Source organism: Bacillus sp. FSL W8-0770 (genome assembly GCF_038008705.1).
Classification (GTDB): Bacteria; Bacillota; Bacilli; order Bacillales; family Bacillaceae_G; genus Bacillus_A; species Bacillus_A cereus.
Genome location: NZ_JBBOZR010000002.1, coordinates 336,042 through 360,673 on the forward strand (window position 1 = coordinate 336,042; position 24,632 = coordinate 360,673).

The window sequence follows — 24,632 nt, forward strand, 5'->3', positions numbered from 1 at the left end:
CCTCTAATTGTTAATTATGTGTCTAACAATTGGGGTGCACTTCAATAACAGTAGGTCTTTTTCAAAAAATCAATAAGCCCTAATATTGTCTATCCTTCACTGTACGAAAATCAATACACTACTTAAATATTACTTTCCTTGTACAGAAATTCCTAATACATAGTAATCTGGATGTAGAGTAACTACAGACTCCCCAGGTTTTACCCACTGTAGAGGACTTACATTTAATTCTACGCTATGATTATCTTTTTCAAAACGATTGATATAATCCTTATCATTTTTTACAAAACTATCAATTTCTTTTTTTAATTCTGGATTTGGATTTACTAATCTATCAATCTCTTTATCAAGAGTGAAATTCGGATTTATCATATGCATCCAGTTTTTCGCTAGCTCAACAGTTGATTTGTCAACGACAAACATGAAATAGAAGTTATCTTCATCCTTCCCAACAAACGAAAATGAACCATGAGAGTCAATCATTCTTGGTAAATTAGGAGTATATAGATCAATTTCTGATGCTACATATCTATATCTGAAATTCGCATTATACTTCTTATTTACTTCAGTAACAAGATTTTGACCTTGTTTAGAAATAGATCGCTCTCTTACAGATGAAATTTCAATTGAATATCTATCAAAGAAAAAATCATCTGTCACTAACGCATTGGGAATACCTATTGGCGTTACCCCTGGTTTTGTCTCTGGCTTTGGCTCTGGTTTTGTTTCTTTTTCAACTGCATTAATAGAGTTATATAAGAACTGACTATACGCTTCACGTGTTACAAACATTTTTGGAGAATACATATTACCTCCAGTACCAATTGTAACCCCATTTTCCTCTAATGCACTAATTGCACCGTAAGACCAAGAATTTTTATCAACATCTGCAAATTTTGTTGTTTTCGTTGCCTTAAATTTAAAAGCATTTGTAAGTGCTTGTGCCATTTGTTCACGAGTTAAAATATCATCTGGACCATACTTTCCATCACCAAATCCATTTACAAATCCTGCTTTAGCAAGTGCTAAGATTTCTTTTTCAAACAAATGTCCTTTAATATCAGTAAACGGATTTTTGAAGCTAGCATCTGCATCTGCTGGTTTTAGGTACATATAAATCATTCGAGCAACTTGCCCACGAGTTACATTGTCACCAAAGCCAAAGATATTATTTCCGTACCCTTGCACTACTTTACGATTTGTTAAATCATAAATTGCTTTTGTAGACCAGTGATTTGCTGGAACATCTTTAAATGTTGTATCTGCCTGTACATTTGATAAAGATGTTAAAGTTGTTGCTGCAAGTACTACACCTGTTAAAATCATTTTTTTCATTTTCATGCTATTTCCCCTTCTTCTCCTAATTATTTTTACGAATCAAAATATACTTTATTTTCCAACGTAATCATAATAACACATATACATTATATTTATATATATTTATTTATTGTTTTTAATGATAAAAATACTAATCCCTACAGAACACTATAGACTAAAAAAACTCTTCTTGCCTATAGAAGAGTTTTTACTACATTTTTACTGTTAAATAGCATTTTCCTTTATTTTAACGAACTTCCCGAAAGAATTCTCCTTCCTCAAGCGTGTGAAGGGCGTAGCCCAACGATAGGTGGGAGATGAATTTCGGTTTGGCGTAGCCAAAAGGTTTTCCTTTTTATTTCACCTCTGATATAATCAGTCTTATAAATTATAAGGGCTGGTATATAAATGAAATTAGATAGTAATAACCATTCAGTATTCTTGTTATATTATCACCTTGTGTTGGTCGTGAAATACAGAAGAAATGTGTTTGATGATGATATGTCAGACTATGCAAAAGAGATGTTTGTTCGACTATCTGAAAACTATAACATCACGTTAGTTGAATGGAATCATGATGTAGACCACGTTCATATTTTGTTCAAGGCACACCCTAATACAGAAATGACAAAATTCATCAATGCTTATAAAAGTGCAAATTCTCGACTTATTAAAAGAGACTTTCCACAAGTGAAAAAGAAACTTTGGAAAGAGATGTTTTGGTCAAGAAGTTTTTGCTTGCTAACTATTGGTGGTTCGCCAATAGACGTAGTAAAAACATATATTGAAAATCAAAGTGAAAAGTGAGGTGAAATGATATGACAAAGCAGAATAAAGCATATAAATTCCGTTTGTATCCAACAAAAGACCAAGCACATCTTATGCGTAAAACCTTCGGTTGTGTACGTTTCGTGTATAACAGAATGTTAGCTGAACGGAAAGAAGCGTATGAAAAACATAAAGATGATAAGGATCAACTAAAGAAACAAAAGCTTCCCACTCCTGCAAAATACAAAGCAGAATTTGAGTGGTTAAAAGAAGTGGATTCATTAGCTTTGGCAAATGCTCAACTAAACTTGCAAACTGCCTATAAAAATTTCTTTCGTGGTCAAAATGACTTCCCAACATTCAAAAGCAAAAAAGACAGAAAGTCTTATACAACGAATGTAGTGAACGGAAATATTATATTGCTTAACGGTCATATCAAATTGCCAAAACTGAAAATGGTACGTATCAAACAGCATAGAGAAATACCACAAGGCCATATAATCAAGTCATGTACGATTTCTATGACACCTACTGGTAAATACTATGTGTCCATTTTGACTGAATACGAAAAAGAGATCGTACAAAAAGAAGTAGAAACAGTTGTTGGATTAGACTTTGCGATGGATCAATTATACGTCAGTTCTGAGGATGAGAGAGCCAATTATCCTAAGTTCTATCGTGAAATGTTAGACCGATTAGCAAAGGCTCAACGAGTATTATCAAGACGTACAAAAGGTTCAGGGCGTTGGAATAAACAACGTATCCGTGTAGCTAAGCTGCATGAAAAAGTAGCAAACCAACGTAAGAACTTCCTTCATCATAAGTCTAAAGAGTTAGCTACTCATTTTGATGTTGTAGCTATTGAAGATCTAAATATGAAAGGAATGTCGCAAGCACTTCATTTTGGAAAAAGTGTCGCTGACAATGGTTGGGGTATGTTCACTTCTTTTTTAGCTTATAAACTACATGAACAAGGCAAACAACTTGTGAAAATAGACAAATGGTTTCCTTCCACAAAAACATGTAGCAGTTGTGGAAATGTGAAAAATATGTCATTGTCTGAGCGAGTCTATTCTTGTATATGCGGTGTAAATCTCGATAGAGATTATAACGCAGCTATCAATATCAAAAATGAAGCAATACGCCTATTGGCGTTAGTATAGATAGCAATAAAATAACCCTTGGAACAAGGGAGTTAGCTCGGCTGTCTTAGGACGAATTCGTTAGCTACCAAAAGTAACGACTAACCGAGAAGCCCCCACTTCAAACAGTCCGTTAGGACGTTAAGTGGCGGGTAGTTCACACTAGCCGAGATATTGTTTTAGTATTTCTAGCCCTATTTTCAACTCTTCTAATGAGTTTGTAGAGGATAGAGCGACTCGTAAATACTGATTAGGCATGGTTTGTGCTGTAATAAAGCGCTCGGAATGAAAAACCCGAATGCCGTGCCTCTCCAAATCTGTTTCTAATTGAAATGCATCATAATGATTTTGAATAGGTAGCCAACGGTAAAAACTAAAAGGATGCCCTACAGGCTTGTTGGAAGAAAAATATCCTGAATAAATTTCGTTTGCAGACTCTGCTAAAAATTTCTTCTGCTTAACAATTTCATGAGCTTTTCCTGATAACACTAGCTCTGTTATCACCTCTACGTCTAAAGAAGATGTTTTAACATTGACATTAAATATAGCCTTTAAAATATCCTTACGTAAGGCATCTCCGAATACCATATAAGCAACCCTTAATCCTGAACAAATGCACTTAGAAGTTCCACTAATATAAACACTTTGTTCTGGAAGTAAATTAAACATTGGTTGCTCATAATCAGAAATAACCCCTGCTGTCAAAAATGCATGAATATCATCCTCAATCAAAATTATTTGATGCTTTCGAATGATTGCTGCTAACTCTTTCTTTCGAAAATTTGCAATCATAATCGTAGTAGGATTAGAGCAAGAAGGCATTAAAAAAATACCATGAATATCTAATTGACTACATTGCTTATCGAGTTCACTTGGGAGCATTCCAAATTCATCCCCTTGAATGGGTACTAATTGAATATGTAGCATTTTTGCCAATTCGATAAAATTTGAATAGGTGTATACATCAGTTGCAATTCGGTTTCCAGGTTTAAACAACGCTGTCAATGTAATCGCTAAAGCATTTTGTGACCCCGAAACTATTGCTATATGGTCTTGATCCACATTAATGCCAAAAGACTTCATCCAATTGAGACCTGCCGTTTTTTGATGCGGAAGACCAGTTGGATCATTGTAATTTAATAGTTGCTCTAAATACTTTTTATCTACGACCTTTTGAATAGTCTCTGCGACAATACTATTAGTTTGCTCAAATGATGCTACTAATCCAAGATCAATGCAGTTTCTGATTTCCTCTGTAGAAATAGTAATGGAACGAGTTGCATTAGGAGCTACAAAAGTTCCACTCCCTGTGATTGCGTAAATTAGGCCTTTAACTTCACATAGTTTGTAAGCTCGGGTAATTGTTGTAAAGTTTAAATCTAAAAAATCCGCTAATTCTCGTTGTGGAGGCAATTTTGTTCCTGGAGCTAAAAAACCATTTACAATATCATGTTCAAGTAGTGCTGCAATAGAGGAATAAAATGGACGCTTTAATAGTTCCTTATTAGGTTTCCAAGACATAGAGTAATTTTCAAATGAATTTACTGGCATGCTTCACCTCTACGATTAAATTTTTATAGTATAAATTTTAAAAGTTAAAATTAAGATTTATAAACTTTGAAAATTATTACAAGGATATAAACTCAGCATTATTTTAAAGTTAGAATAACACATTCCTCTAAAGAAAATTGTAATCCATACAATTTTCTTATTCATTGTATGGATTTTATGTGTTAAATTTGTATGCAATAAAGCTCTTGATTAAGGATGTGAATAATATGAAAAATAGAAATCAAATAAGAATCGCATTCCGTGCAGCTTTTCCTTATACAATACCTATTTTTGCTGGTTTTGTATTTTTAGGAATTGCTTATGGAATCTACATGAACTCTCTGGGTTTCAGTGCAATATATCCAATTCTAATGAGTTTAATCATATTCGCAGGATCAATGGAATTTATTGCAGCTAATTTATTACTGGTTGCTTTTAATCCAATTCATGCACTTTTTCTTACTTTAATGGTGAATGCACGGCATTTATTTTATGGTATTTCTATGCTAGATAAGTATAAAGGAACTGGTAAGAAAAAGTTTTATCTTATTTTTGGACTATGTGATGAATCTTTTTCTATTAATTCTACTGTTGATATTCCAAAAGGTGTTGATAAGGGTTGGTTTATGTTCTTCGTGACACTGCTTAATCATTTGTATTGGGGTATAGGAGCCGCAATTGGTGGTATTTTTGGTTCCCTTGTACACTTCAATACAAAAGGACTAGATTTCGTTATGACAGCACTTTTCGTTGTGATTTTTGTTGAACAGTGGATGAGGGAGAAAAAGCATTATAGCGCTCTTGTAGGACTGGGATTATCGATATTTAGCCTAATTATTTTTGGTGGAAACAATTTCATAATTCCTGCAATGATTATGATTTTATTAGTACTTACTATCCTAAAAAAACCAATAGAGAACATAGAGGAGGTTTCCGTGTGACAATGAGTTTACTGCAACAAGTTATAACAGTTGGTATAGTGGTTTTAGGCACAATGATTACAAGGTTCCTTCCCTTCTTAGTGTTCCCATCAGATAAACCTACTCCGCAATATGTCCAGTATCTAGGTAAGGTACTACCTTCAGCTGTCATAGGTCTTTTAGTTATTTACTGTTTTAAGGATCTGAACTTATTATCCGGCAATCATGGTGCTCCAGAATTAATTTCAGTAGGAGTAGTAATAATCCTTCACATATGGAAGAGACAAATGCTTCTCTCCATAGCAGGTGGAACAATTATCTACATGCTGTTAGTACAATTGTTTTTTAATTAAATTTATAATGACTAGTAATTGATCCTATCATCCTTCTATTTTAGAAATAGGATCATTATAATCAATAAACTAAAGAATAAGCAATGAATGCATTAGCATGCGCAATTCTTTTCGATAATACAGTGAGTTTCGAGAAAGATTACTATTAGACTAGTTACAACGCACCAGTGGGCCAAATCTAATTATCAATGTTGTCTCCACTTCTGTAATATTTTGTATTTAACTCCAGCTACAAAAAATATGAAGAAGGTTGGCAAATATCTTACCTCTTAGTTCAAAGCATATTAATTTTCCTAGGTGAATACAACTTTATTGTTAGGAATTCTCCTTCGTTTTGTCCTTTAAGGGAATCAGAGCCTTAGCTCTTCCCAAATTCTCTTAGTGTACGAAATTTGCGTTTTGATGGCGCTACCCTATCGCTATCAAGCTAACAAGACAAAATACTCTCTAAAATGAAAAAGGCGTTATTCTTTCTGAGAAATCATAGGAAAGAATAACGTCTGTATATTAATATTGCAACCCGTATCTAAAACCGCAATAGCTATGTCCTTTCCTTTCTTCTTTTTCTCCCATACTAACCGAGCATGTATCAGTTTTACTTCACTAGGTATTTCATCTACACTTTTAAAATAAAATATTTATATTTCTCTAACCCTGAAAATTTTGAGGATTATCTAAGATTTAAACAATACTTCCAAATGGTATTTATATCCAATAACTTCATGTAATTTCATATATATCAAAAAATAATTAACCATTATAAATGCAAATTTTCCAGTTAATACTTGTATAAACAAATGAGTTCGTTCACAAGTTATATTTGAAATACTGCTTTCTAAGCAAAAATATAATTAAGGTGGTGAAACTATAAGAATGAAAACACCTATTTTCCCTGGTGGTACTAATGATCTTAAAAATGAATTACTTGTTTCCGGCAGTTTTCATAATCATTCTACAACTGTAAATTCTATACAATCACTAGTCAATCAAGTAAGCGAAAATCAGTTCCAATCATATTTAACCCATTTAGTTTCATATCCAACAAGGTTTTCTACTAGCTCTTTTTATGAAGAAGCCGCAACATGGACTCGTGAGATATTAAATGAAATGGGATATACAACTAGTAGCGAAACAATACGCGTAAACAATGAAAATAGCCAAAATGTTATCGCAAATAAAATGGGCACAAATCCTGATGAAGAGAAACACTTAATTATTATTACTGCACATCTTGATTCTGTTAACCATAGTGGAGGGCCTTCATCTAATGCTCCTGGAGCCGATGATAATGGCAGTGGTAGTGCAGGAGTTTTGGAAATTGCTCGTGTATTCAAAGATATTCCCGTACAACATGATCTGCGTTTTATCCTTTTTGGAGGAGAAGAACAAGGATTATTAGGTAGTAAACAATATGTTGAGAACCTAATTACTCCAGATAAAAATCGCATTCGAGCAGTTATTAATATGGACATGATAGGAAAATTAAATACTTCGACACCAGCAGTATTAATTGAAGGTTCACCTTTATCTGAAGAGCTCATTAATGGATTAAAAAATGTAGCATCTTTATATACAAATCTCGATGTTAAGGTATCTCTAAATCCATTTGATAGCGACCATGTATCTTTTCTTAATAAGGGGATCCCTGCTGTTTTAACAATAGAGGGCGAAGACTCTTTGAATCCTAATGACCATACCGCAAACGATACTCTTGAACATATCCATTATCCGCTTGCTCTCGATATTTTACGAATGAATGTAGCTTTTATTGCTTCTCAAGTTACAAATTTAGAATGAAAGAGAGAATTCTCATGAACAACTTTACCCATCAAGAAAGTTTCAATAACTCAACAAACGATTCTAAACAAACTCCCCCTACCAGACGTAATTGTGGAACTATGAGTATGCATGAAAAATTATTGAAGGAATCTGAAGAATATCGAAAAGAACGAGAAAAAATTGAGAAAATGACTGAAGAATTTATTAAAAATAAAAAACAATAAACGCTTATACAATAATTTTCGAATCAAACATTTCCTGGAACAATGACTGAAACTTACACAATATCAACTAAAAAGGAGAAATTAAAATGCCAAATCAAACTAACTCATCAGAAAGAACAAATACACCTACTGTGCGTAGATGCGCAACTATTGAGCTTCATCATAAATTACTAAATGAATCTGAAGAATATAAAAATGCACGTGTTAAAATTGAAAGTATAACGAATGAATTTCTGAATAATGCACGCTTAGCATCATCAGAAAGACCAGTTGTCAAAATTCCTGTAGTAGTTCATGTTGTATGGAATACTGAGGAACAAAACATCTCTGAGAAACAAGTTAATAGTCAAATTGATGTTTTAAATCGCGATTTTCGAGCAACGAACTCTGATGTAGCAAATGTACCTTCTGCATTTAAAGATTCTGTAAGTGATGCTAGAGTTGAATTCTTTCTTGCTACAAAAGACCCTGACGGAAATCAAACAAATGGTATTACTCGTACCCATACAACTAAACAAGCTTTTTCAGCAGATGATAATTCTGTCAAATCACAAAGTACAGATGGAGCAGATGCATGGCCATCTGACAAATATTTAAATTTATGGGTATGTCAATTAGAGGACGGCCTTTTAGGATACGCGCAATTCCCTGGTGGACCACCTAAAACAGATGGCGTTGTTATCACATACACTGCATTTGGTACTACAGGTACTGCTGCAAAACCTTTCCATCTAGGACGTACAGCTACTCATGAAATTGGCCATTGGTTCAATTTATTCCATATTTGGGGTGATGATGCAAATGCATGCAATGGCTCTGATCGAGTTGATGATACGCCTAATCAAGGAGGAGATAATGTTGGTAGTTCACAAGGTGCACCTGGTCGTCCTGTAATAACATTTCCACATACTTCTTGTAACAATGGACCTGATGGCGATATGTTTATGAACTATATGGATTATGTTGATGATGATACTATGGTTATGTTTACAAAAGGTCAAGTAGATCGTATAGATGCATGTCTTGCTGGACCACGTTCATCCTTTCTTACAAATTAATACGATAACCTAATTTTAAAACGATGTAGGTTAGGATTAAGTAATAAGTATATACATGCAATAAGTACCCTATAAATCATAATAAATTAAATGTCGTTAAAACAAAAAGAGATGTCCTAGTACTATATCTAGGGCATCCCTTTATTTTTACTCAGCTTAAAACATAACTCGTCTAAATTTCTAGATTTTATACATCTCTAACATGGATTGCGGAACAACTTTTTTTCCCACTACTTTAAATTCAATTTCCCCTTTTTCTCCATATATTAGTTCTATAATTGGAATAGTTACCATTAATTTTCCCTTCTTTTTTCTTTCTGTCTCTAAATCAATTATTTTCATGTCACAATCCCCTTTATTTATTATAAACAAGGAGAAAGCACTCATTTGAGTGCTTTCTCCTTGTTTATAAGTGGACCTTGTAGGACTCGAACCTACGACCGAACGGTTATGAGCCGTTTGCTCTAACCAGCTGAGCTAAAGGTCCAAAGCGTAAAATTTACTTCATAAGACGTTTTCATATATATCATTTTACCATATAATGTATCAATCCACTTTACTTTTTATTTAATATGCATATTTACATCGTGTTAATAATGTTTATATTCTGCAATCCTAACCTTTTGTAATTAGTACTATCTTTTAATACCTTTATAGAGGCCTGATTAACAGTAAAAAATTCATATATCAATCATATTAAAAATGATATAGTTACAACATTGAATTGTTTATATTTTCAAATGCTTTTATGCCATATTTCTTTATATCAGAAATTGTAACTAAATTATATGCCTGTTTCATTGTATTAAAGCAATTATCTATCTCTTCTTTTTCCATAATAGGTTTACCAGGATCATTATCTTCTAATTCTAGATGCGTAACTTCCCATGGTAAGTCAAATAGAATCATTTTTTCTAAACTCTTCCCACTATAACAACCTAAAGTATTGATTACACAGTCTAATATTTCCTTTTCTATTTGAGTTAATTGATTTGTACTATCATAATTAACTTCAAGATTGTCGTACTGATATACTTTATATTTATTAAAAATAACTCGATATACCGGGCCATGACTTCCTAATTCACAATCATCTTCAAATAAATATGTCCCAGTAAACACCTTACAAAATCCTTGCGCATAGTATAACAGCTTTTGAAGAGCTAAAGGAGTAATATCATCATTTTTATATAGCAAATAGTTAGCAACTTCCTCGATTTTCGTAGTCTGCGTAGAAGGAATATCATCATTTTCCTGTAGCTTTGCGATTGCTTCTTTAGAGACTCTATATGCTTTTTGAGTAATTAAATCTTTATTTCTTTCCAAAATATCTAGCATAAAAGATTGATCTCTACCTAATCTTTTCAATATATCCGAGTACTGCTTCGTCGGAATATCTCCATTTACATACCTTGTTAGGGTAACCTCTCCCCAACCTAAAAGTAAAGACAATGGACGTTTTCCAATCTTATATTTTTCTAAAACCTCTCTTATTTCAGAAATAGTAACTAACTGTTCCTGTTGTCTATAGGCATGATCTAATTGTTCTAAATTATAATCATGAATGTTAGGAACAAATATTTCAGATTTACACTCCTCGCAATTTGCTTCTTTACCTACATAATGATATTGCTTCCCTCTAATGACTGTCACTTTTGAAACATCTTTAGTAGAATACTTTACCATATCTCGACAAAACTCACATAAAACCAACATAAAAATCCTCCCTCATTCTAAAACCATTAGTCACTTATCTTTACCTAAAAAGATAAGTGACTGGTTTATTCCTTTTATGAAAAGAAACAACAATCATGTATTTGTTCCTGTCCTTATTTTCAATTAGATTCATCTTAATATATATGTCTACCGACTTCTTTTGTCCCCAATTATCTAACTCATATTGTGGACAAAAGATATACAATTTTTCATGAGCAAAATTTGGATTTTTATTATCAACTGCATAACAAAAATCACGTACTCCTATATTAAGAAGAATCTCTTTCACTTTACTAGCGTTAATCTTATTAGCCTCTAAAAATTCATTATTCTCTTTCCTTTTTTCATTTCGAGAAACCGTAAATCGATTATTTTTAATTAATTTTTTAAACTCTAATATGTACTGCTCAATCTCTCCGATTGTAAAATTAGTGTGCTTTTTTGTCTCCCTATTTTGAAAGCTAATATGCATTAAAATTCTTTCCCCTTTCAAATCGTACCTCATATTTACTAGAATTACAATAAAAAACGTATCAATTGATACGTTTTTTTAAAAATTCACAGTAAAATTCTATTCATCCTTCTTATAATGAGTACATTTATGTCGTCTACAAAACTTCCATATAATTATTTTTGCTGCGATTCGTAAATCTATTATGTATCTATTTTACAACCACAGTTTCATATATCCGTGTATACATTTAACGTAAAAAAACTACATATCCCTCCAATTTCCCTGATAAACAAATCAATTACTCCTATGTTTTCTCCCCCTATATAAATTTCCTATCTTAATCTGTTGTTTTATACAGAAATATATATTTATACCTGTTTAAACCCAAACAAAAAAGGCCTCCTCAAGTCGATTAATTGTGCATAGCAAAATAAGCTAATTACACTAATCGGCTCAAAGAAGCCCTTTCAAAATTAAAGTAAGAAAAAAACTTACTTCTACAACTCAACCACAACACATAAGGTGTGGGAATGAACGGAATCAAATAAACTAACAATATACCTATATATTACAAAATACATAGGTTTATATCAAGATATTTTAAAATATTTCCAAATGCTGATTTTCATTCTTTATTTTCTTCCAAATAAAAAAGCATATAAATACTTTATTCTTTCCAAAACTGTTCCAATAGAATGACAATCACGGTACCCACGAGCAATCCATTCCTTAAAACATATTGTAAGGAAGAAGGAATGCCACTAAATGCGCTTTCTGGAAGAAACATTATTCCTAAACTGATTAATAATGTAATTCCTAATATAGTTAATCGGCGTTGATTTAATTCTTCGCTTAAAATCGATTGAAATGAAATGCCTATTACTTGGACAAATGTTGCTAAAAGTGCAGCATTGGCAATAGGGCCTGGAAGCAAGGATATAAAGCTTACGATTGAGGGAACAAAAGAAATTCCTGCTAATATAAGACTTGCTATAAGGAATGACTTCACTTTTCTTTGTCCTGTTAATTGAATAAATCCTGCTGATGCAGGTAATGGTACAATACCCATTGTAGAAAACAACGACGAGATAATATGTGATATACCTCCGACCCATACACCACGGTTCAGTGTTTGCTTTTCATTTTCTTTAGATAAGGGAGCTACTTGTTTTACAGCTGAAATAGCCGCAATTGTATTTGCAACTAAAAGAAATGTAAATAAAGTTGCAGTTAGGGTCATTCCAATATCCAATCTAGGTGTGCCCCAAGCAAATATCTCTGGTAACTTAACTAGCGTTGTGTGTGAAGGCATATAAGATGATTTTCCTAAAAGAGCATACAAAAGCCAACCACATGAAATTCCAAGTAACACAGCGTACCTTTTCATCCATCCTGTCTCTTTAATTGATAAGAAAGTAATAAGGGCAAAAACAAAGAGCGCAATAGTAGCTGTTGGATAATCAGGATGAGTTGCAGATCCTTGTAATCCCATCATTCCTTTTAGTAACACACCACTAAGTTGAAGTGCTAAAATTAAAAGAAATGTCCCTGTAACTAAAGGAGTAAATAAACGTAAGATTCGATGAACAAGACCTGTTATACCAAGAACGAAGAGTAATATACCTGCAATAATTAACCCACCTTCTAAAAGTTGCAACACGTCTTTTGCACTTTGTCCCTGATGCATAGCAACTTGTCCCAGTATGACAAATATACTTACCCATGAACCGGCTGGACCATCCGCTATGGGATAGCGATGCCCAAACCATGCTTGTATAAATGAACTTATTCCCACGACTAAAAAAGTTCGCTGCATTAATGTTGAAATATCTTCTACTGATAAATGGAATATGCCACCAATAATGATAGGCAATGCAATTGCATTTGCTAATAGAAACACAAACCACTGTAGAATACTAAAGCTTGTATTAAAGTATTTTTTATTCATATTATTCTCCTTTACTGAAAAAGAATCTCATAGTAAAAATCCATCCTTTCTACACAGTTAGATTAAAAAGGATGGATTTTGTAAATCTGTAAAATCAATTTAATTGTATAGATAGATTTTTAATTAATTACCATGCACGAAATGGTAAGAATTTCCCATTAAGTGTAATAACGATACGAGGATCGCCACCTTTTGGATCTTCTTGTGTATCCACACCTAAATTGAAGTTAATTGCACTCATTACACCTTCACCAGCTTTTTCTAAGATTAATTCTCTAAGAGTTGGTGCGTATTGTAACATCATTTCATATAATCGATATAAGATTGGGTCAGTAGGAGGCATTTGCATTACTTGACCTCTAAGTGGAACTACTGTTAATGCCTGAACTACTTCTTCATCTAATTCTAATAGTTTACCGATTTTTTCTGCCTCCGGACGTGTCATTGTAGCCTGCCCTAATAATGCTGTTACAACCCAAGTCTCAGAGTTTTCACTTACTTTTGAAATTTCTTCCCATGTTAAACCTTTTGCGATTTTTGCTTCCATAATTTTTTGCGTAGCTTCTTGTCTATTCATATTTAATAACTTCCCTTCATTTAAGTAATGATTAATGTTTCATACCATTTAATGTTTTATATCCATCAACTACTACATCTAATTTACCTGTGTGAGGATCAATAACTAAACCATGTACAGGAACATCTTTTGGAATAAGTGGATGATTTCTTACTAAATCAACATTAGCTTGAGTCGAATCACAGATATCATCGAATCCAAATAGCCATTTTTCAAGGTCAACACCAGCATATTCAATTGCTGCTAAAATTTCTGGTGAAGCTACTCCACGATCTAATATTTTTTGAAGTGTTCCTTTGGGATTAGTTTGGCTTGCACCACATCTATGATGTCCGATAAGAAAGATTTCATCTGCATTTAGATCATATACTGATGCTACAACACTTTGCATAACACTATCGAAAGGAGAAGCAATCTTACCACCTGCATTTCTGATAACTTTTGCATCTCCATCGTGTATATCTAAAGCTTTTGGAAGTAGCTCAATTAAACGAGCATCCATGCAAGAAACAACAACCATACGTTTCTTAGGCATTTTTGTTGCTTCACGGGGGGCGTATTTCTTATTTTCTACAAATTTTTCATTGAACGATAAAATATCTTGTAATAACATATTTGTAACCTCCTTTAAATCTAGATGTATTTTTTTGTTGCGTCCTCTGTGTTATAAGTAAATATAACTAATAAACAATGCGATGTAAGAGGATAAACTTAGTATAGTGAATTGTATCGATAAGCTGAATAAGTTGGCGAAACACTTTCTGCTTTTCTACTTTCACGATGAAAGGATTGGTTTATATTATTGATCAAACAGATTTTGAGATACTGAAATTATTAGGAGAAAACTCAAGAATACAATGGAAAGAACTAGGTCAAAAAATACATATGACTGGGCAGGCTGTAGGAAATCGAATTAGGAGATTAGAGGATTTAGGGATTATTGAACAATATACAATCGCTATAAACCGAATCAAACTAGGACAAACCGTGACTGCATTTGTTACTTTGTTTGTCACATCAGCTAATCATCAAGAATTTATGGATTTCTTTCAAAAAGAAGAAGAAATATCTGAAGTACATCGTGTAAGTGGTGAAGGATGTTATTTATTAAAAACACATTTTTCTTCTAATGAAGAATTGGATAACTTTCTAGGTCGACTATTAAAATATGGGAATTATCGTGTTAACCTATCAATAGGGAAGTTAAAATAAAGTCTTTTTTCTTCCGAGGGGATAAGTTATTTTCTAATCCTTATTTCTATAGAGATAATAAGAGCCTTACTACAATTTGTGTGTAGTAAGGCTTTTTAAATACTTATTAAATGCTATCTAATTGTCAGGGACTACCACATTAAAGGTAACCCCTTTTCATAATTATTGACTTGCTTTTACTATTTCCTTTAAATATCTTTGCATACTTTGATTTACTGCATAGACATAACATCCATTTATTCCGCGAGATAATAGTACGTAATAAATACGTTTAATATAGGATGTTAACTCCTCATTATTTATATCTGTTCCCTTAATTGGAAGACCGTTTCGATCTTTATATTCTTTTGGATTCACTACAATCTTAGCCTTATTTAAATCATAGTCTCCATTTTCTTCACCTACGTAATCACAATCAATTTCAGCCCCTAAAATCACACCAACATAATTTAAATCCGCACCTTGTGTAGTATGTATACATCCTATTTCCTCTATACTATTCTCAAAGTTAATCCAACCTTTTACCTTTGAGTTCCATTTGAATGTCTCACCTGTAACAGGATCTTTTATATCATAGTGATTTTTATCCTTTTGTGTAATCCATTCCCAAGAATAACCTGCGACTACGCGACATAATTCATGTTTTTCATTTAACATTTTCATAGATTCATTTAATTCTGTAATAGAGTCCATTACCTTAAAATCATAGCCCTGCAATAACCCTTCTTCATACACTCCAACATTATTTGCTATTTGTAAATATTTACGAAGCCATGCTAAATATTGATCTCCAGACTTTAAACGAAATTGTTTATGTAAAAGATGCTTTCTATAATTTTTTATAAGTTTCTGGAATGCATCTGTATCTATATCTGCTGGTCGAATTGTTTGGTATGGATCATAAACTATTGTTAAATGATATGCAAATGTTTCTATTAATTCCAACTCGTTTGTATAACCATCATCAGTAACTAAATGTTTTAAATCACGTGCTTGTTTACCAAAATATTGTTTCAGACGATGAGCTTCATCTACAAAAACATATTTATATTTAGATCCTCTATTTTTTGCTTTCTTAATAAATAATGAAGGTGAAAGTACTGTAATATCTTGTAAACCTAGTTTTTTCATTAAACTCTTATATAAATTTAAAGAATGATTTTGTGGGACAATAAGTGCAATGTCTTCATGAGACAGCCCCTCACGTGCTTTACCAGTTTTATCGTCATACGCAAGAGCATATAAGATGTTTGTTAATACAATTGTTTTACCGGTACCCGGGTCCCCTGTAATCAAATGTCGACTATTTGATGTAGTAAGCATTGTATTAAAAATGTCTTTGCAAACCTCAATTTGATTTGCCGATAACTCTTTAAATGGTGAATATTTATAAATAAATTTATTATGTATCTCACCTAAATTCTCACTAGCTATACCTTCTTTCATTAACTGAGCCCAAATTTCTCCAAACATATTTTCAACATTTTCAATTCCATTATAGGAATGAATTTTTTGTCCTCTGACTTTATTCAGTAAGTTAAATTTTTCATCAGCTAATAAATATTCAATTAATAATGTTTCAATATGTTTAATTGAGCTTTCATTAAATAAATCACTCTTTATCACAATAACTTCCTTGAATGTTTTATCTTCATCATTTAAATGTGCAATGAAACGGCCATAAATATCTGTGGACTTACCTACATATATATTCTTTTTATCTCGTTGAATATAAACTACTGGTATTCCGTCTATTTTAGGGTCTCTAATACAACCTTGCTCAAACTCTTTTCGCTTCTTTTTAATTATGTAAAATGAAGATAATTTTGCTGCAAATGATAGCATTTGAATAACTCCCTACTTTTTAATTTTAAGAATATTTGAGGATGTGTGGATTGCATACTTTTAGAATACAATCCATACATCCAAATCATAATCTCAACCATCTGCTTTCCCATAACCATTTCAAAAAACTGTAAAACGATTATCGCTTTACAGTTCGTTATATTTTTTATTACTTCCAAATGCTTTTTCTACAGGATATTTCTCTGCATTCTTTTCCAACTTAGCATGTACTACTTCTTCTAGATCGATATCTAATTTATCACTTAGCATAAGTAAATAAATCATTACATCGGCCATTTCTTCTTTTATTTCCTGCATTTTCGTCTCTGTTGCTTCTTCACTAGACTTCCATTGGAAAGTCTCAAGTAACTCTGATGCTTCTAAATTTAAGGAAATTGCTAGATCCTTCGCATTATGAAATTGCCCCCAATTTCTCTCATCTCGAAATTTTATTACTGCCTTTTGCAAATCTTCCATCACTATTAATCTCCTCTCAATTACTTATTATCTCTTTAAAACAAAATTCATTACATCTGGAATTCCATCTAATTAACCTTAATCCAAATATAATCATCTTCATATTTAACATTTAATTTTAATCGAATTCCCTTCATATAATCCTCTAATCGTCTTGTAAAATCCTCATCATTGGATTAATTATATTTATCTATGTCTAGATATAACTTGAATATATTCCCTTTCGTTAAATCAAACTCCCATTTCAAAAAATGATGTAGCATATTTTCCTTACTCATGTAGTGATTCGCTTCCATATAATCTAGTAATTCATATAGATTATAGTATACCAAGTTATTTGGTTTAAGCTCTTCACATTTTGGACAATATTCTCTATATCTATCTTGTAATTGCATAATCATTTCTGTCCCACATTGATTACAGTTATACATGTACCATTCCCCTTTACTGAATAACCCAATTCATCTCTCTTATGCTCTTCCTGTCCTTGAAGTTAAAAATTATACTATTTTACTTTAAAAATATTCCTCTTATGCCACTTAAAGTATAATTTATTCTCCGGTTGAATTCCTATCTTAGCTTTTGGTATTAATCCAAATTTCATATAATCTGTTTCCAATATTAATGAGGAAATATGCAGTCGTCCCTGTCCATCAAATGTGATAAACCCTTTATCATAAAGAGCATCATGATTACAGCACAGTAGTACACCGTTATACGGATCTAAGCGTTCCATACTTGTACTATCTTTCCATGGCTTAGAATGACTTGCTCTTAACAATTCTGGTAAATTTATTCCGCATAATGCACATTTTCCATTCCAAATCTCCATTAATTCTTCTCTGAATTTTTGCTGTCCAATTCGGATTTTCGCTTTTACTTCGGATTCCGTCTCAGCTATAACCGGAATTAATGTGTTGTTTTCTGTCCTTCTTACCGGATCAACTGCTAACTCTAATTGCTCATCATTTATTTTATAAATGTTTGAATCACCAATTAGTTCCATTAATTTAAGGGCTAATTCTTCATTACATGGATATAAATAACCTTGGTTTCCATTTGCATCTGATTGAAAAGGTGAATATTTAATTGGCAACAGGTGCGATATCTCTTCAAATTTCTCACGTATATTAATTGGTTTTTCTAACTCATGATATTTTAAAGATACCAAATAGCCTTCATCATTCCATTGATCATGGCTTTTCATAATCGATGGTTTATTCGATTCCTTACAATCTTCTTCAGCTATACTAACTGCTACAATATTCCCTTTTACATAATGAAAGATTCGATCCCCCTCTTTTACATCCATCATTCTTTTCCATGAATGTGGTACATTACCGCCTCTATCCTTTTTAGGTGACCAAATAATTTCTAATCCTTTTTCCTCTTGATATGTATGCCCCTGCATAACAATAAAATGATTCATATACTCTCTCCTAAAGCGTTAACTCATTACGCTATTTTCTATTTAATATAATACTAAAAAACTCTCCTATGATTAGCAAATTGTCTGTTTCATTTTCAATACCAAACAACCTTCTCTACAGAAAAATTCTGCAATTCCTTTTACTCAACAATTGAGAAATCCAACTTTATATCCATTTATAAAAACAAAAGAGTTGACCCAAAAGGCCAACTCTTCTATTTTAAATTTTTTATTTCTCTTCTTCTTCTTTTTTTACAATTTCCCGTTCATTTTTAGCGATTAAATCATGAAAATGTTCTTCTTTGTTTTCTTCAATATAATTCATAAGGTCTTTAAGTTCCATTTATATCGCCTCCTGTATTTATTATATCAATAATATAATAAAATGTCAGGATAATATCTATTAATTATTTTATAAAACTTAAACGATATATATTCACTTGAAAACAAGAGCTGATTTCTCGATAAATTGATTATTTCTACATTCATCAACAATAATTTCTTTTACTCGTTTTGATTCTTTAAAAGCAAAAACTTCTGGTTCCTTCCCTGTATTATCATATAAAGTATAGCAATCTATTAAATCTTTAATTTTAGAAAAAGTAGTCGCTACTTTCATATGGCTTTCTTCAATTATACTTTGGGGTACCAATCTTCCTGTTACTTTAAAACGCAAATTGGATCGCTCTAAGGCAACCTTGATTGGAACATCTACAATAATTGCTTTAATACTAAAACCTGCTAGTCTTAATTGTTGAATTAACTTTTTGTATTTTACTTCGTTTTTCATTGTACCATCATACATAAAATTTATTTTTCTTTTCATGCAGATTTTTAAAAGTTTCATGGTAATATCACTACTTTCATCATGAACTAAAAATGCTGCTTGTTTCATTAACTCAATATTCCCAGATTCTATTAACTCTTGATATTCTGGTATTTGTTCTTTGATCTTATCAGGATCTATCCAAACCATGTTTTGTTTCTGATATTTATATCCCTTACTTACTAACTCTCCAATTGAGCTTTTTCCAGCAGCAGAACCACCACCAAGTAATATAGCCTCAGGTTCTTGCTCTTGCTGCGGCTGATCATTTAGAAATAATTTAATGATTTCATTATGTAAAAGCTTACGTTCTATTGTATACTCCCCATTAATTACGTACTTTTCTCTAGTTGGTTTCAATTTTTATTCTCCTCTTCTATAGATGCATTATTGTGTCCCTTTAAAAATTTGAGACCTTCCCCTTTAACTACGCTTATTACTTCGGTATTTTGAAATCTCTATAAGAGATTTAACTTACTATAATTTCATATAACTCTTTTTGTTAGATGCTATAGGTTTCAATTCATCACTATATATTCCTTCTAAACAATCATATTTCTCTTTAGCTTAAAACCTACTTTAAACCTCCACTTAAACAAACAAAAAAGGCTCCTTTAAGTCGATTAATCGTGCATAGCAAATAAGCTATATACACTAATCGGCTCAAAGAAGCCCTCTCAAAATTGAAACAAGAAAAAACTTGCTTCTACAACTCAACCACAACACATAAGGTAGGTGTGGGAATAAACGAAATCAAATAAACTAACAATATAATTATATATTACATAATAAAAGTATAATTCTCAAGGATATTTCATTAAAATATTCCTACAGTGCTTCTACGGTAGGAATATCAGCAGGTGCCCACTTTAAATGCTTTAAATCTTTAATACTCATCCATTTTAGCTCTGCATGCTCAAGAGCTTTAGGCTTACCTGCCAAGATTCTAGCTTTATATGTAGTAAGATGAACAACAATAGTTTCATACTCGTACTCGACTTCCTCTACCTTCTCATCTACAACAATTGTACATCCAAGCTCTTCTTTAATTTCACGAATTAATGCAGCTGGTGGCTCTTCTCCCTTGTTTATCTTACCACCTGGAAATTCCTAATAATTTGGTAACGTCATTGTAGGAGAACGTAATGCACATAAGACTGCATTATTTTCATTAACAATTACCGCACCAACCACTGATATTTTTCTCTTCATACTTACTCACTTCCTTATATAGTTTAATTAATACTTACTATCTTATATTAATTCATATTTTAACACCAAGTTTTCCTTTTAGATGATGATTAAACTTTCATTTATACTAAAATCTTTCAAGTAAGCAAGAAAAAATGAAAATAAAAAATGGAAAATTTGTTAACGACAATGATATGCTTACATATGTATATTTGTTACATAAATACATTAATTTTATTAAATGAGAGGTGATGAATTACATCTCGATATTAAATCATTACATTATTATAATTTATAAGCAAAATCTAGTATCTTAGATAAGGAGGTTCTTAAATGAACTGGAGAAAAATTTTTGGTTATCGCTCTAAAACCGCATGGAAAATGTTTATTGCTTCCATTGTTTATATCTTTATTTTATTTTTAATACTTCAAGCAATTATTCCAAATTCTATTCGCCCTGCCCTTGTTAATATTGGTTTTTTGGGATTTTCGTTAAGCTTACTTGCTTTAATTATTGGATTAATCAAACCACAATTTGTGTTACCCAAAATACAAATTAAAACCAGAAAGAAAGTAGTATATTCATATTTATATCTAGCACTAGCTTTCTTTTTAATGGGTATTGTATTTATTGATGGAAAATCAACTTCCAATCAAACTGTACAAAAGGCAGACACCAAAGTTGCCACTTCACAAGATACTAAAAAAGATACAGCAGACACAAAGAGTAAGGAAGAAGCTGACCGTAAAGCTCAAGAAGAGACTCAACGCAAAGCTCAGGAAGAAGCTAACCATAAAGCTCAAGAAGAAGCTCAACGTAAAGCTCAGGAAGAAGCTCAACGTAAAGCTCAGGAAGAAGCTAACCATAAAGCTCAAGAAGAAGCTCAACGTAAAGCTCAGGAAGAAGCTCAACGTAAAGCTCAGGAAGAAGCTAACCGTAAGGCCCAGGAAGAAGCTTCACAAAAAAGTAATGCTGTTGTTTCCTCATCTAGTGGTAATCATAACGGTTCTAATCGGAAACCTTTCCAAAATGATCCTAGTGATGACAAAGAAGCCAATACCACTTGTAAAGGACAAATTAAAGGAAATGCCAATTCGAAAAAATACCATGTTCCTGGTGGACAATATTATGATTCTACAAAAGACAATATTGTTTGGTTCTGTTCAGAAGCTGATGCTCAAGCAGCTGGTTATGTGAGATCTAAAAAATAAAGTCAATTACATTAGAAAAGGAAACACTCTATAAGCGTTCCCTTTTCTAATGTCAAAATATTATTATCCATTTATTAATAGCGAATAATAAGCTACACCCTATTAAGAGATTAAATATAAGCTGCTTTAAAAGCTTGTTGGACAGCTTGTACTTCAGATGAATTTTTACCATATAAGTTTGTTGCTATACGAATACAACCCTCTTTTAATTCTTTAAAATCAGAAATCATATTTAACTCATCTTTATTCACATAATACAAGATATTAAACATCTTATCTTCTTCCAAAATCTCTTTTCTCACTTGCTTTTCTTTTAACTCTAACATTTCAAATTCCCCGTTATTATTTATTTCTATTTTCTATTATCCCTATACATAATTACTTAGGTATAGCTCCCTTTCCTCCTGTTAAAAAAATATATTTTGATCAAATCTTTAAATTGAAAAAAGAGGTTATTGTTATAAAAATTACAATAATACATACTACTTGAATCTCAACAAATATAAATTGATAGAATATTCCGTCTTATATTGATAAATGCTATTAAATAGATTTTGATAGAGGAAATTTCTGATATGATACTAATTGCTGCATAATATCTTTGGAGAGGATGAAATTGAACAATGAATGTTCATATACAGGGGAACGAGCAAATAACTCATTTATTAAATGAATGGTATCAAGAAATTAGGGCTAGGCATGTAGACGCCGCTCAATTACTTAAACAAGAAATTGAAAACAGAATTCATAATATAGAAGAAAATCAAACGATATTATTATACTACTCACTACTAGATTTTAGACATCAATATTTAATTGATAGTTTAAGTATTTCTAAAGATAGCTTTAAACAAAGTGATGCTTACAAAACTCCTACAGACGATTTCCTTTCATACTATTATCACTTCTTTAAAGCCATTCATTCCAATGTTACCGGCAATCATAGTCTTGCAAAAATACATTACGATAAAGCAGAATACCTGTTAGAAACAATACCTGATGAGATTGAACATGCTGAATTCCATTATGAGTTAGCCATTTTCTATTGTCATACACATAGATCAATTTTATGTATTAATCATGTAATGAAGGCTAAAGATATATTTTCAAAGCATCCTGGATATGAATTAAAAGTTGCCTTCTGTAATAACTTATATGGATTAGCATGCACTCATTTAAAAGAATGGGAATTAGCTGAGGAACACTTTATCTCTGCTATGGATACATTCCAAAAAGAAAATTTAGAATACAATATTTTAATTGTCCGTCACAATCTAGGGTTTATGTACGCTACTCAGAATCTATCTGAAGTAGCATTACGATATTTATCCGAAGTTAATCAGAAACTACCTAGCGATTATAAAGCTGTATTCATTGAAGCTAGAGAGCATTATAAATTAGGAGAACATGAAATTGCTCAAGAATTAATAAAAAAGGGCCTCCAACTCTCTACTCAATTGGGAATTGAAGGTTATATTCATCACTTTAATATTTTAGAAAAAATAAATCTACATAGCTGTGCTAATGATTTAGAAAAAGCTGTTTTAGAAGGAATTTCTTATTTTGAACGAGAAGAACTATATGAGTATATAAATGAATATACCGAAAAGTTGGCAGTCCAATTTTACAAAGAAGATAATCATCTAAAAGCTAGCTATTACTTTTATGAAGCTAGTAAAGCCAATGAAAAAAACTTTAAAAAAGGAGCATTAAAATGAAAAAATTAGCGGTTAGCTTACTTGGTATCTTAATTGTCGTTACAGTAACTTTTGGATCAAGTTCTTCAACAGGCACTCAAAGTACTGTAAATATTATTAAATATTCACATGGACATACTGGATAATGAAAGGAAGGATTACACCTTCCTTTTTTATATTTTAGAATGATAAACATATCCCCTATATATCTATAAGAATTTAAGAAATAAATAATTCAAAAGGTAAAATAAAAATACTACAATTAAAAACTTCCTTTTGTTTCTTTTCGTTGGTTTTCCAGCATGTTGTATATAAAAAAATAAGGCAATACCTGCCATAGCAATTAAAAACATTTGATAGTAATCAATCATCTGTAATACCCCCTCCATACAAAAAATAAGAAGTCTCTTTTTAAGAGACTTCTTATTTTTAATACAAACGACATACATAGGCTAAACATACACAATAAAGTCAGGATGATGTACTTTATTGCCTTTTTATCATAACATATAATTTATCATTTTTGTTTAATAATTCCATATAATAAAACTTTATCAACCTTAAAATGTTTTATAATAAACGCTGTAGAAATAAATCCGAATATCGGTTCAAACATTGATTAACTCCTTCTGAACTCATATGTGTAGCTATATTTGCATAAAACTGATTAAATAATCAAGTAACAGAATCGCTTGCTCCTTCTCGACGATTCCAGATACATAAGACCGTCAAATCTCTTGCACTATACTAACTTTTACATTTTACCAAACCTATCTCTTATTCAAGTTGTTGAAGATGGGTATCGCTGTAGTTCTTTAGTGAACAAATGAAACCCATTCTGAATTGATGGATTTATACAAAACGCCATCCTTTCTGTATATTTCTACAAAAAGAATAGCGTTTTTTGTTTTATGGATACACTTTTTTAACTTAATA

Annotated in this window: 25 protein-coding genes, 1 tRNA gene and 4 pseudogenes; 11 read left to right on the forward strand and 19 right to left on the reverse strand. The window is 31.8% G+C overall.

Annotated elements, in window-relative coordinates:
* Nucleotides 1–129: 129 nt before the first annotated feature.
* The gene (locus NST27_RS28300; protein WP_016090274.1) at nucleotides 130–1,341 is read right to left on the reverse strand and encodes an S-layer homology domain-containing protein; all 1,212 of its coding nucleotides are present in this window, start codon (nucleotides 1,339–1,341) and stop codon (nucleotides 130–132) included.
* 384 nt (nucleotides 1,342–1,725) lie between these two features.
* Here NST27_RS28300 and tnpA point away from each other — a divergent pair, with 384 nt between their 5' ends.
* Entirely contained in the window at nucleotides 1,726–2,124 is a 399-nt protein-coding gene (gene tnpA, locus NST27_RS28305; RefSeq protein ID WP_341035300.1) for an IS200/IS605-like element ISBth16 family transposase, read from the forward strand.
* 11 nt (nucleotides 2,125–2,135) lie between these two features.
* Nucleotides 2,136–3,248 carry an RNA-guided endonuclease TnpB family protein gene (locus NST27_RS28310; RefSeq protein ID WP_000166247.1) on the forward strand — a complete coding sequence of 371 codons (1,113 nt, stop codon included), beginning with the start codon at nucleotides 2,136–2,138 and terminating at the stop codon, nucleotides 3,246–3,248.
* A gap of 141 nt (nucleotides 3,249–3,389) precedes the next feature.
* On the opposite strand, the gene NST27_RS28315 is transcribed toward NST27_RS28310, so the two are convergent.
* Nucleotides 3,390–4,778 (reverse strand): aminotransferase-like domain-containing protein, encoded by a 1,389-nt coding sequence (locus tag NST27_RS28315; protein WP_001145016.1) that lies wholly within the window; start codon nucleotides 4,776–4,778, stop codon nucleotides 3,390–3,392.
* 227 nt (nucleotides 4,779–5,005) lie between these two features.
* On the opposite strand from NST27_RS28315, the gene azlC reads away from it, so the two are divergent.
* Together azlC and NST27_RS28325 are read left to right on the forward strand one after the other, a co-directional pair.
* Nucleotides 5,006–5,719 (forward strand): azaleucine resistance protein AzlC, encoded by a 714-nt coding sequence (gene azlC / locus NST27_RS28320; RefSeq protein WP_000797393.1) that lies wholly within the window; start codon nucleotides 5,006–5,008, stop codon nucleotides 5,717–5,719.
* Nucleotides 5,716–6,051, forward strand: coding sequence for a branched-chain amino acid transporter permease (locus NST27_RS28325; RefSeq protein ID WP_061661983.1), 336 nt, complete (start codon nucleotides 5,716–5,718; stop codon nucleotides 6,049–6,051). Before azlC ends, NST27_RS28325 begins: the two co-directional genes overlap by 4 nt.
* Nucleotides 6,052–6,557: 506 nt before the next feature.
* On the opposite strand, the pseudogene NST27_RS28330 reads toward NST27_RS28325, so the two are convergent.
* A pseudogene (locus NST27_RS28330) lies at nucleotides 6,558–6,689 on the reverse strand (serine protease); the annotation flags it as partial.
* 235 nt (nucleotides 6,690–6,924) lie between these two features.
* On the opposite strand from NST27_RS28330, the gene NST27_RS28335 reads away from it, so the two are divergent.
* From NST27_RS28335 to NST27_RS28345, 3 genes are all read left to right on the forward strand, one after another.
* Nucleotides 6,925–7,848 carry a M28 family metallopeptidase gene (locus tag NST27_RS28335; protein WP_061661925.1) on the forward strand — a complete coding sequence of 308 codons (924 nt, stop codon included), beginning with the start codon at nucleotides 6,925–6,927 and terminating at the stop codon, nucleotides 7,846–7,848.
* 14 nt (nucleotides 7,849–7,862) lie between these two features.
* Nucleotides 7,863–8,054, forward strand: coding sequence for a hypothetical protein (locus tag NST27_RS28340; RefSeq protein WP_025687278.1), 192 nt, complete (start codon nucleotides 7,863–7,865; stop codon nucleotides 8,052–8,054).
* Nucleotides 8,055–8,140: 86 nt separating this feature from the next.
* Complete coding sequence (locus NST27_RS28345; RefSeq protein WP_061661924.1) at nucleotides 8,141–9,112, forward strand: zinc metalloprotease; 972 nt, start codon at nucleotides 8,141–8,143, stop codon at nucleotides 9,110–9,112.
* A gap of 180 nt (nucleotides 9,113–9,292) precedes the next feature.
* Here NST27_RS28345 and NST27_RS28350 read toward each other — a convergent pair whose 3' ends face one another.
* The 7 genes from NST27_RS28350 to NST27_RS28380 form a co-directional block, all read right to left on the reverse strand.
* Nucleotides 9,293–9,454 carry a hypothetical protein gene (locus NST27_RS28350; protein ID WP_161508230.1) on the reverse strand — a complete coding sequence of 54 codons (162 nt, stop codon included), beginning with the start codon at nucleotides 9,452–9,454 and terminating at the stop codon, nucleotides 9,293–9,295.
* 71 nt (nucleotides 9,455–9,525) lie between these two features.
* Nucleotides 9,526–9,599 (reverse strand) — tRNA-Ile (locus NST27_RS28355).
* 224 nt (nucleotides 9,600–9,823) lie between these two features.
* Nucleotides 9,824–10,828: a type II toxin-antitoxin system antitoxin SocA domain-containing protein gene (locus tag NST27_RS28360; RefSeq protein ID WP_061661869.1), complete on the reverse strand. Its 1,005-nt coding sequence runs from the start codon at nucleotides 10,826–10,828 to the stop codon at nucleotides 9,824–9,826.
* A gap of 40 nt (nucleotides 10,829–10,868) precedes the next feature.
* Nucleotides 10,869–11,300, reverse strand: a complete 432-nt coding sequence (locus tag NST27_RS28365) for a hypothetical protein (RefSeq protein ID WP_000548169.1) — start codon at nucleotides 11,298–11,300, stop codon at nucleotides 10,869–10,871.
* 649 nt (nucleotides 11,301–11,949) lie between these two features.
* Entirely contained in the window at nucleotides 11,950–13,230 is a 1,281-nt protein-coding gene (locus NST27_RS28370; RefSeq protein WP_061661776.1) for a purine/pyrimidine permease, read from the reverse strand.
* 127 nt (nucleotides 13,231–13,357) lie between these two features.
* The gene (gene cynS, locus NST27_RS28375) at nucleotides 13,358–13,807 is read right to left on the reverse strand and encodes a cyanase (protein WP_016090269.1); all 450 of its coding nucleotides are present in this window, start codon (nucleotides 13,805–13,807) and stop codon (nucleotides 13,358–13,360) included.
* 31 nt (nucleotides 13,808–13,838) lie between these two features.
* Nucleotides 13,839–14,420 (reverse strand): beta-class carbonic anhydrase, encoded by a 582-nt coding sequence (locus NST27_RS28380; protein WP_000926479.1) that lies wholly within the window; start codon nucleotides 14,418–14,420, stop codon nucleotides 13,839–13,841.
* 167 nt (nucleotides 14,421–14,587) lie between these two features.
* Between NST27_RS28380 and NST27_RS28385 the strand changes: the two genes are divergently transcribed.
* A complete protein-coding gene (locus NST27_RS28385) occupies nucleotides 14,588–15,019 on the forward strand; it encodes an Lrp/AsnC family transcriptional regulator (protein ID WP_000677474.1) in 432 nt (143 codons plus the stop codon).
* A gap of 162 nt (nucleotides 15,020–15,181) precedes the next feature.
* On the opposite strand, the gene NST27_RS28390 is transcribed toward NST27_RS28385, so the two are convergent.
* The 6 genes and pseudogenes from NST27_RS28390 to NST27_RS28415 form a co-directional block, all read right to left on the reverse strand.
* Nucleotides 15,182–16,864, reverse strand: coding sequence for a DUF2075 domain-containing protein (locus NST27_RS28390; RefSeq protein ID WP_061661775.1), 1,683 nt, complete (start codon nucleotides 16,862–16,864; stop codon nucleotides 15,182–15,184).
* Between the two features lie 147 nt (nucleotides 16,865–17,011).
* The gene (locus NST27_RS28395; RefSeq protein WP_000389841.1) at nucleotides 17,012–17,341 is read right to left on the reverse strand and encodes a nucleotide pyrophosphohydrolase; all 330 of its coding nucleotides are present in this window, start codon (nucleotides 17,339–17,341) and stop codon (nucleotides 17,012–17,014) included.
* 68 nt (nucleotides 17,342–17,409) lie between these two features.
* Nucleotides 17,410–17,772 (reverse strand): annotated as a pseudogene (locus tag NST27_RS28400) (hypothetical protein).
* 74 nt (nucleotides 17,773–17,846) lie between these two features.
* A complete protein-coding gene (locus NST27_RS28405; protein ID WP_001015285.1) occupies nucleotides 17,847–18,770 on the reverse strand; it encodes an HNH endonuclease in 924 nt (307 codons plus the stop codon).
* Nucleotides 18,771–19,206: 436 nt separating this feature from the next.
* A complete protein-coding gene (locus NST27_RS28410; RefSeq protein WP_000805386.1) occupies nucleotides 19,207–19,956 on the reverse strand; it encodes a zeta toxin family protein in 750 nt (249 codons plus the stop codon).
* Nucleotides 19,957–20,424: 468 nt separating this feature from the next.
* A pseudogene (locus NST27_RS28415) lies at nucleotides 20,425–20,808 on the reverse strand ((deoxy)nucleoside triphosphate pyrophosphohydrolase).
* Between the two features lie 312 nt (nucleotides 20,809–21,120).
* Between NST27_RS28415 and NST27_RS28420 the strand changes: the two are divergent.
* Nucleotides 21,121–21,999, forward strand: a complete 879-nt coding sequence (locus NST27_RS28420; protein WP_341035302.1) for a sunset domain-containing protein — start codon at nucleotides 21,121–21,123, stop codon at nucleotides 21,997–21,999.
* A gap of 110 nt (nucleotides 22,000–22,109) precedes the next feature.
* Here NST27_RS28420 and NST27_RS28425 read toward each other — a convergent pair whose 3' ends face one another.
* Nucleotides 22,110–22,325: a M4 family metallopeptidase gene (locus NST27_RS28425; protein ID WP_000891235.1), complete on the reverse strand. Its 216-nt coding sequence runs from the start codon at nucleotides 22,323–22,325 to the stop codon at nucleotides 22,110–22,112.
* Nucleotides 22,326–22,622: 297 nt separating this feature from the next.
* Here NST27_RS28425 and NST27_RS28430 point away from each other — a divergent pair, with 297 nt between their 5' ends.
* Nucleotides 22,623–23,717, forward strand: coding sequence for a Rap family tetratricopeptide repeat protein (locus NST27_RS28430; RefSeq protein WP_001100605.1), 1,095 nt, complete (start codon nucleotides 22,623–22,625; stop codon nucleotides 23,715–23,717).
* Nucleotides 23,714–23,842 carry a hypothetical protein gene (locus tag NST27_RS28435; RefSeq protein ID WP_000732005.1) on the forward strand — a complete coding sequence of 43 codons (129 nt, stop codon included), beginning with the start codon at nucleotides 23,714–23,716 and terminating at the stop codon, nucleotides 23,840–23,842. Before NST27_RS28430 ends, NST27_RS28435 begins: the two co-directional genes overlap by 4 nt.
* 63 nt (nucleotides 23,843–23,905) lie before the next feature.
* Here NST27_RS28435 and NST27_RS28440 read toward each other — a convergent pair whose 3' ends face one another.
* Together NST27_RS28440 and NST27_RS29670 are read right to left on the reverse strand one after the other, a co-directional pair.
* Complete coding sequence (locus NST27_RS28440) at nucleotides 23,906–24,067, reverse strand: hypothetical protein (protein ID WP_176520635.1); 162 nt, start codon at nucleotides 24,065–24,067, stop codon at nucleotides 23,906–23,908.
* Between the two features lie 205 nt (nucleotides 24,068–24,272).
* Nucleotides 24,273–24,552 (reverse strand): annotated as a pseudogene (locus NST27_RS29670) (IS4 family transposase); the annotation flags it as partial.
* Nucleotides 24,553–24,632 lie beyond the last annotated feature (80 nt).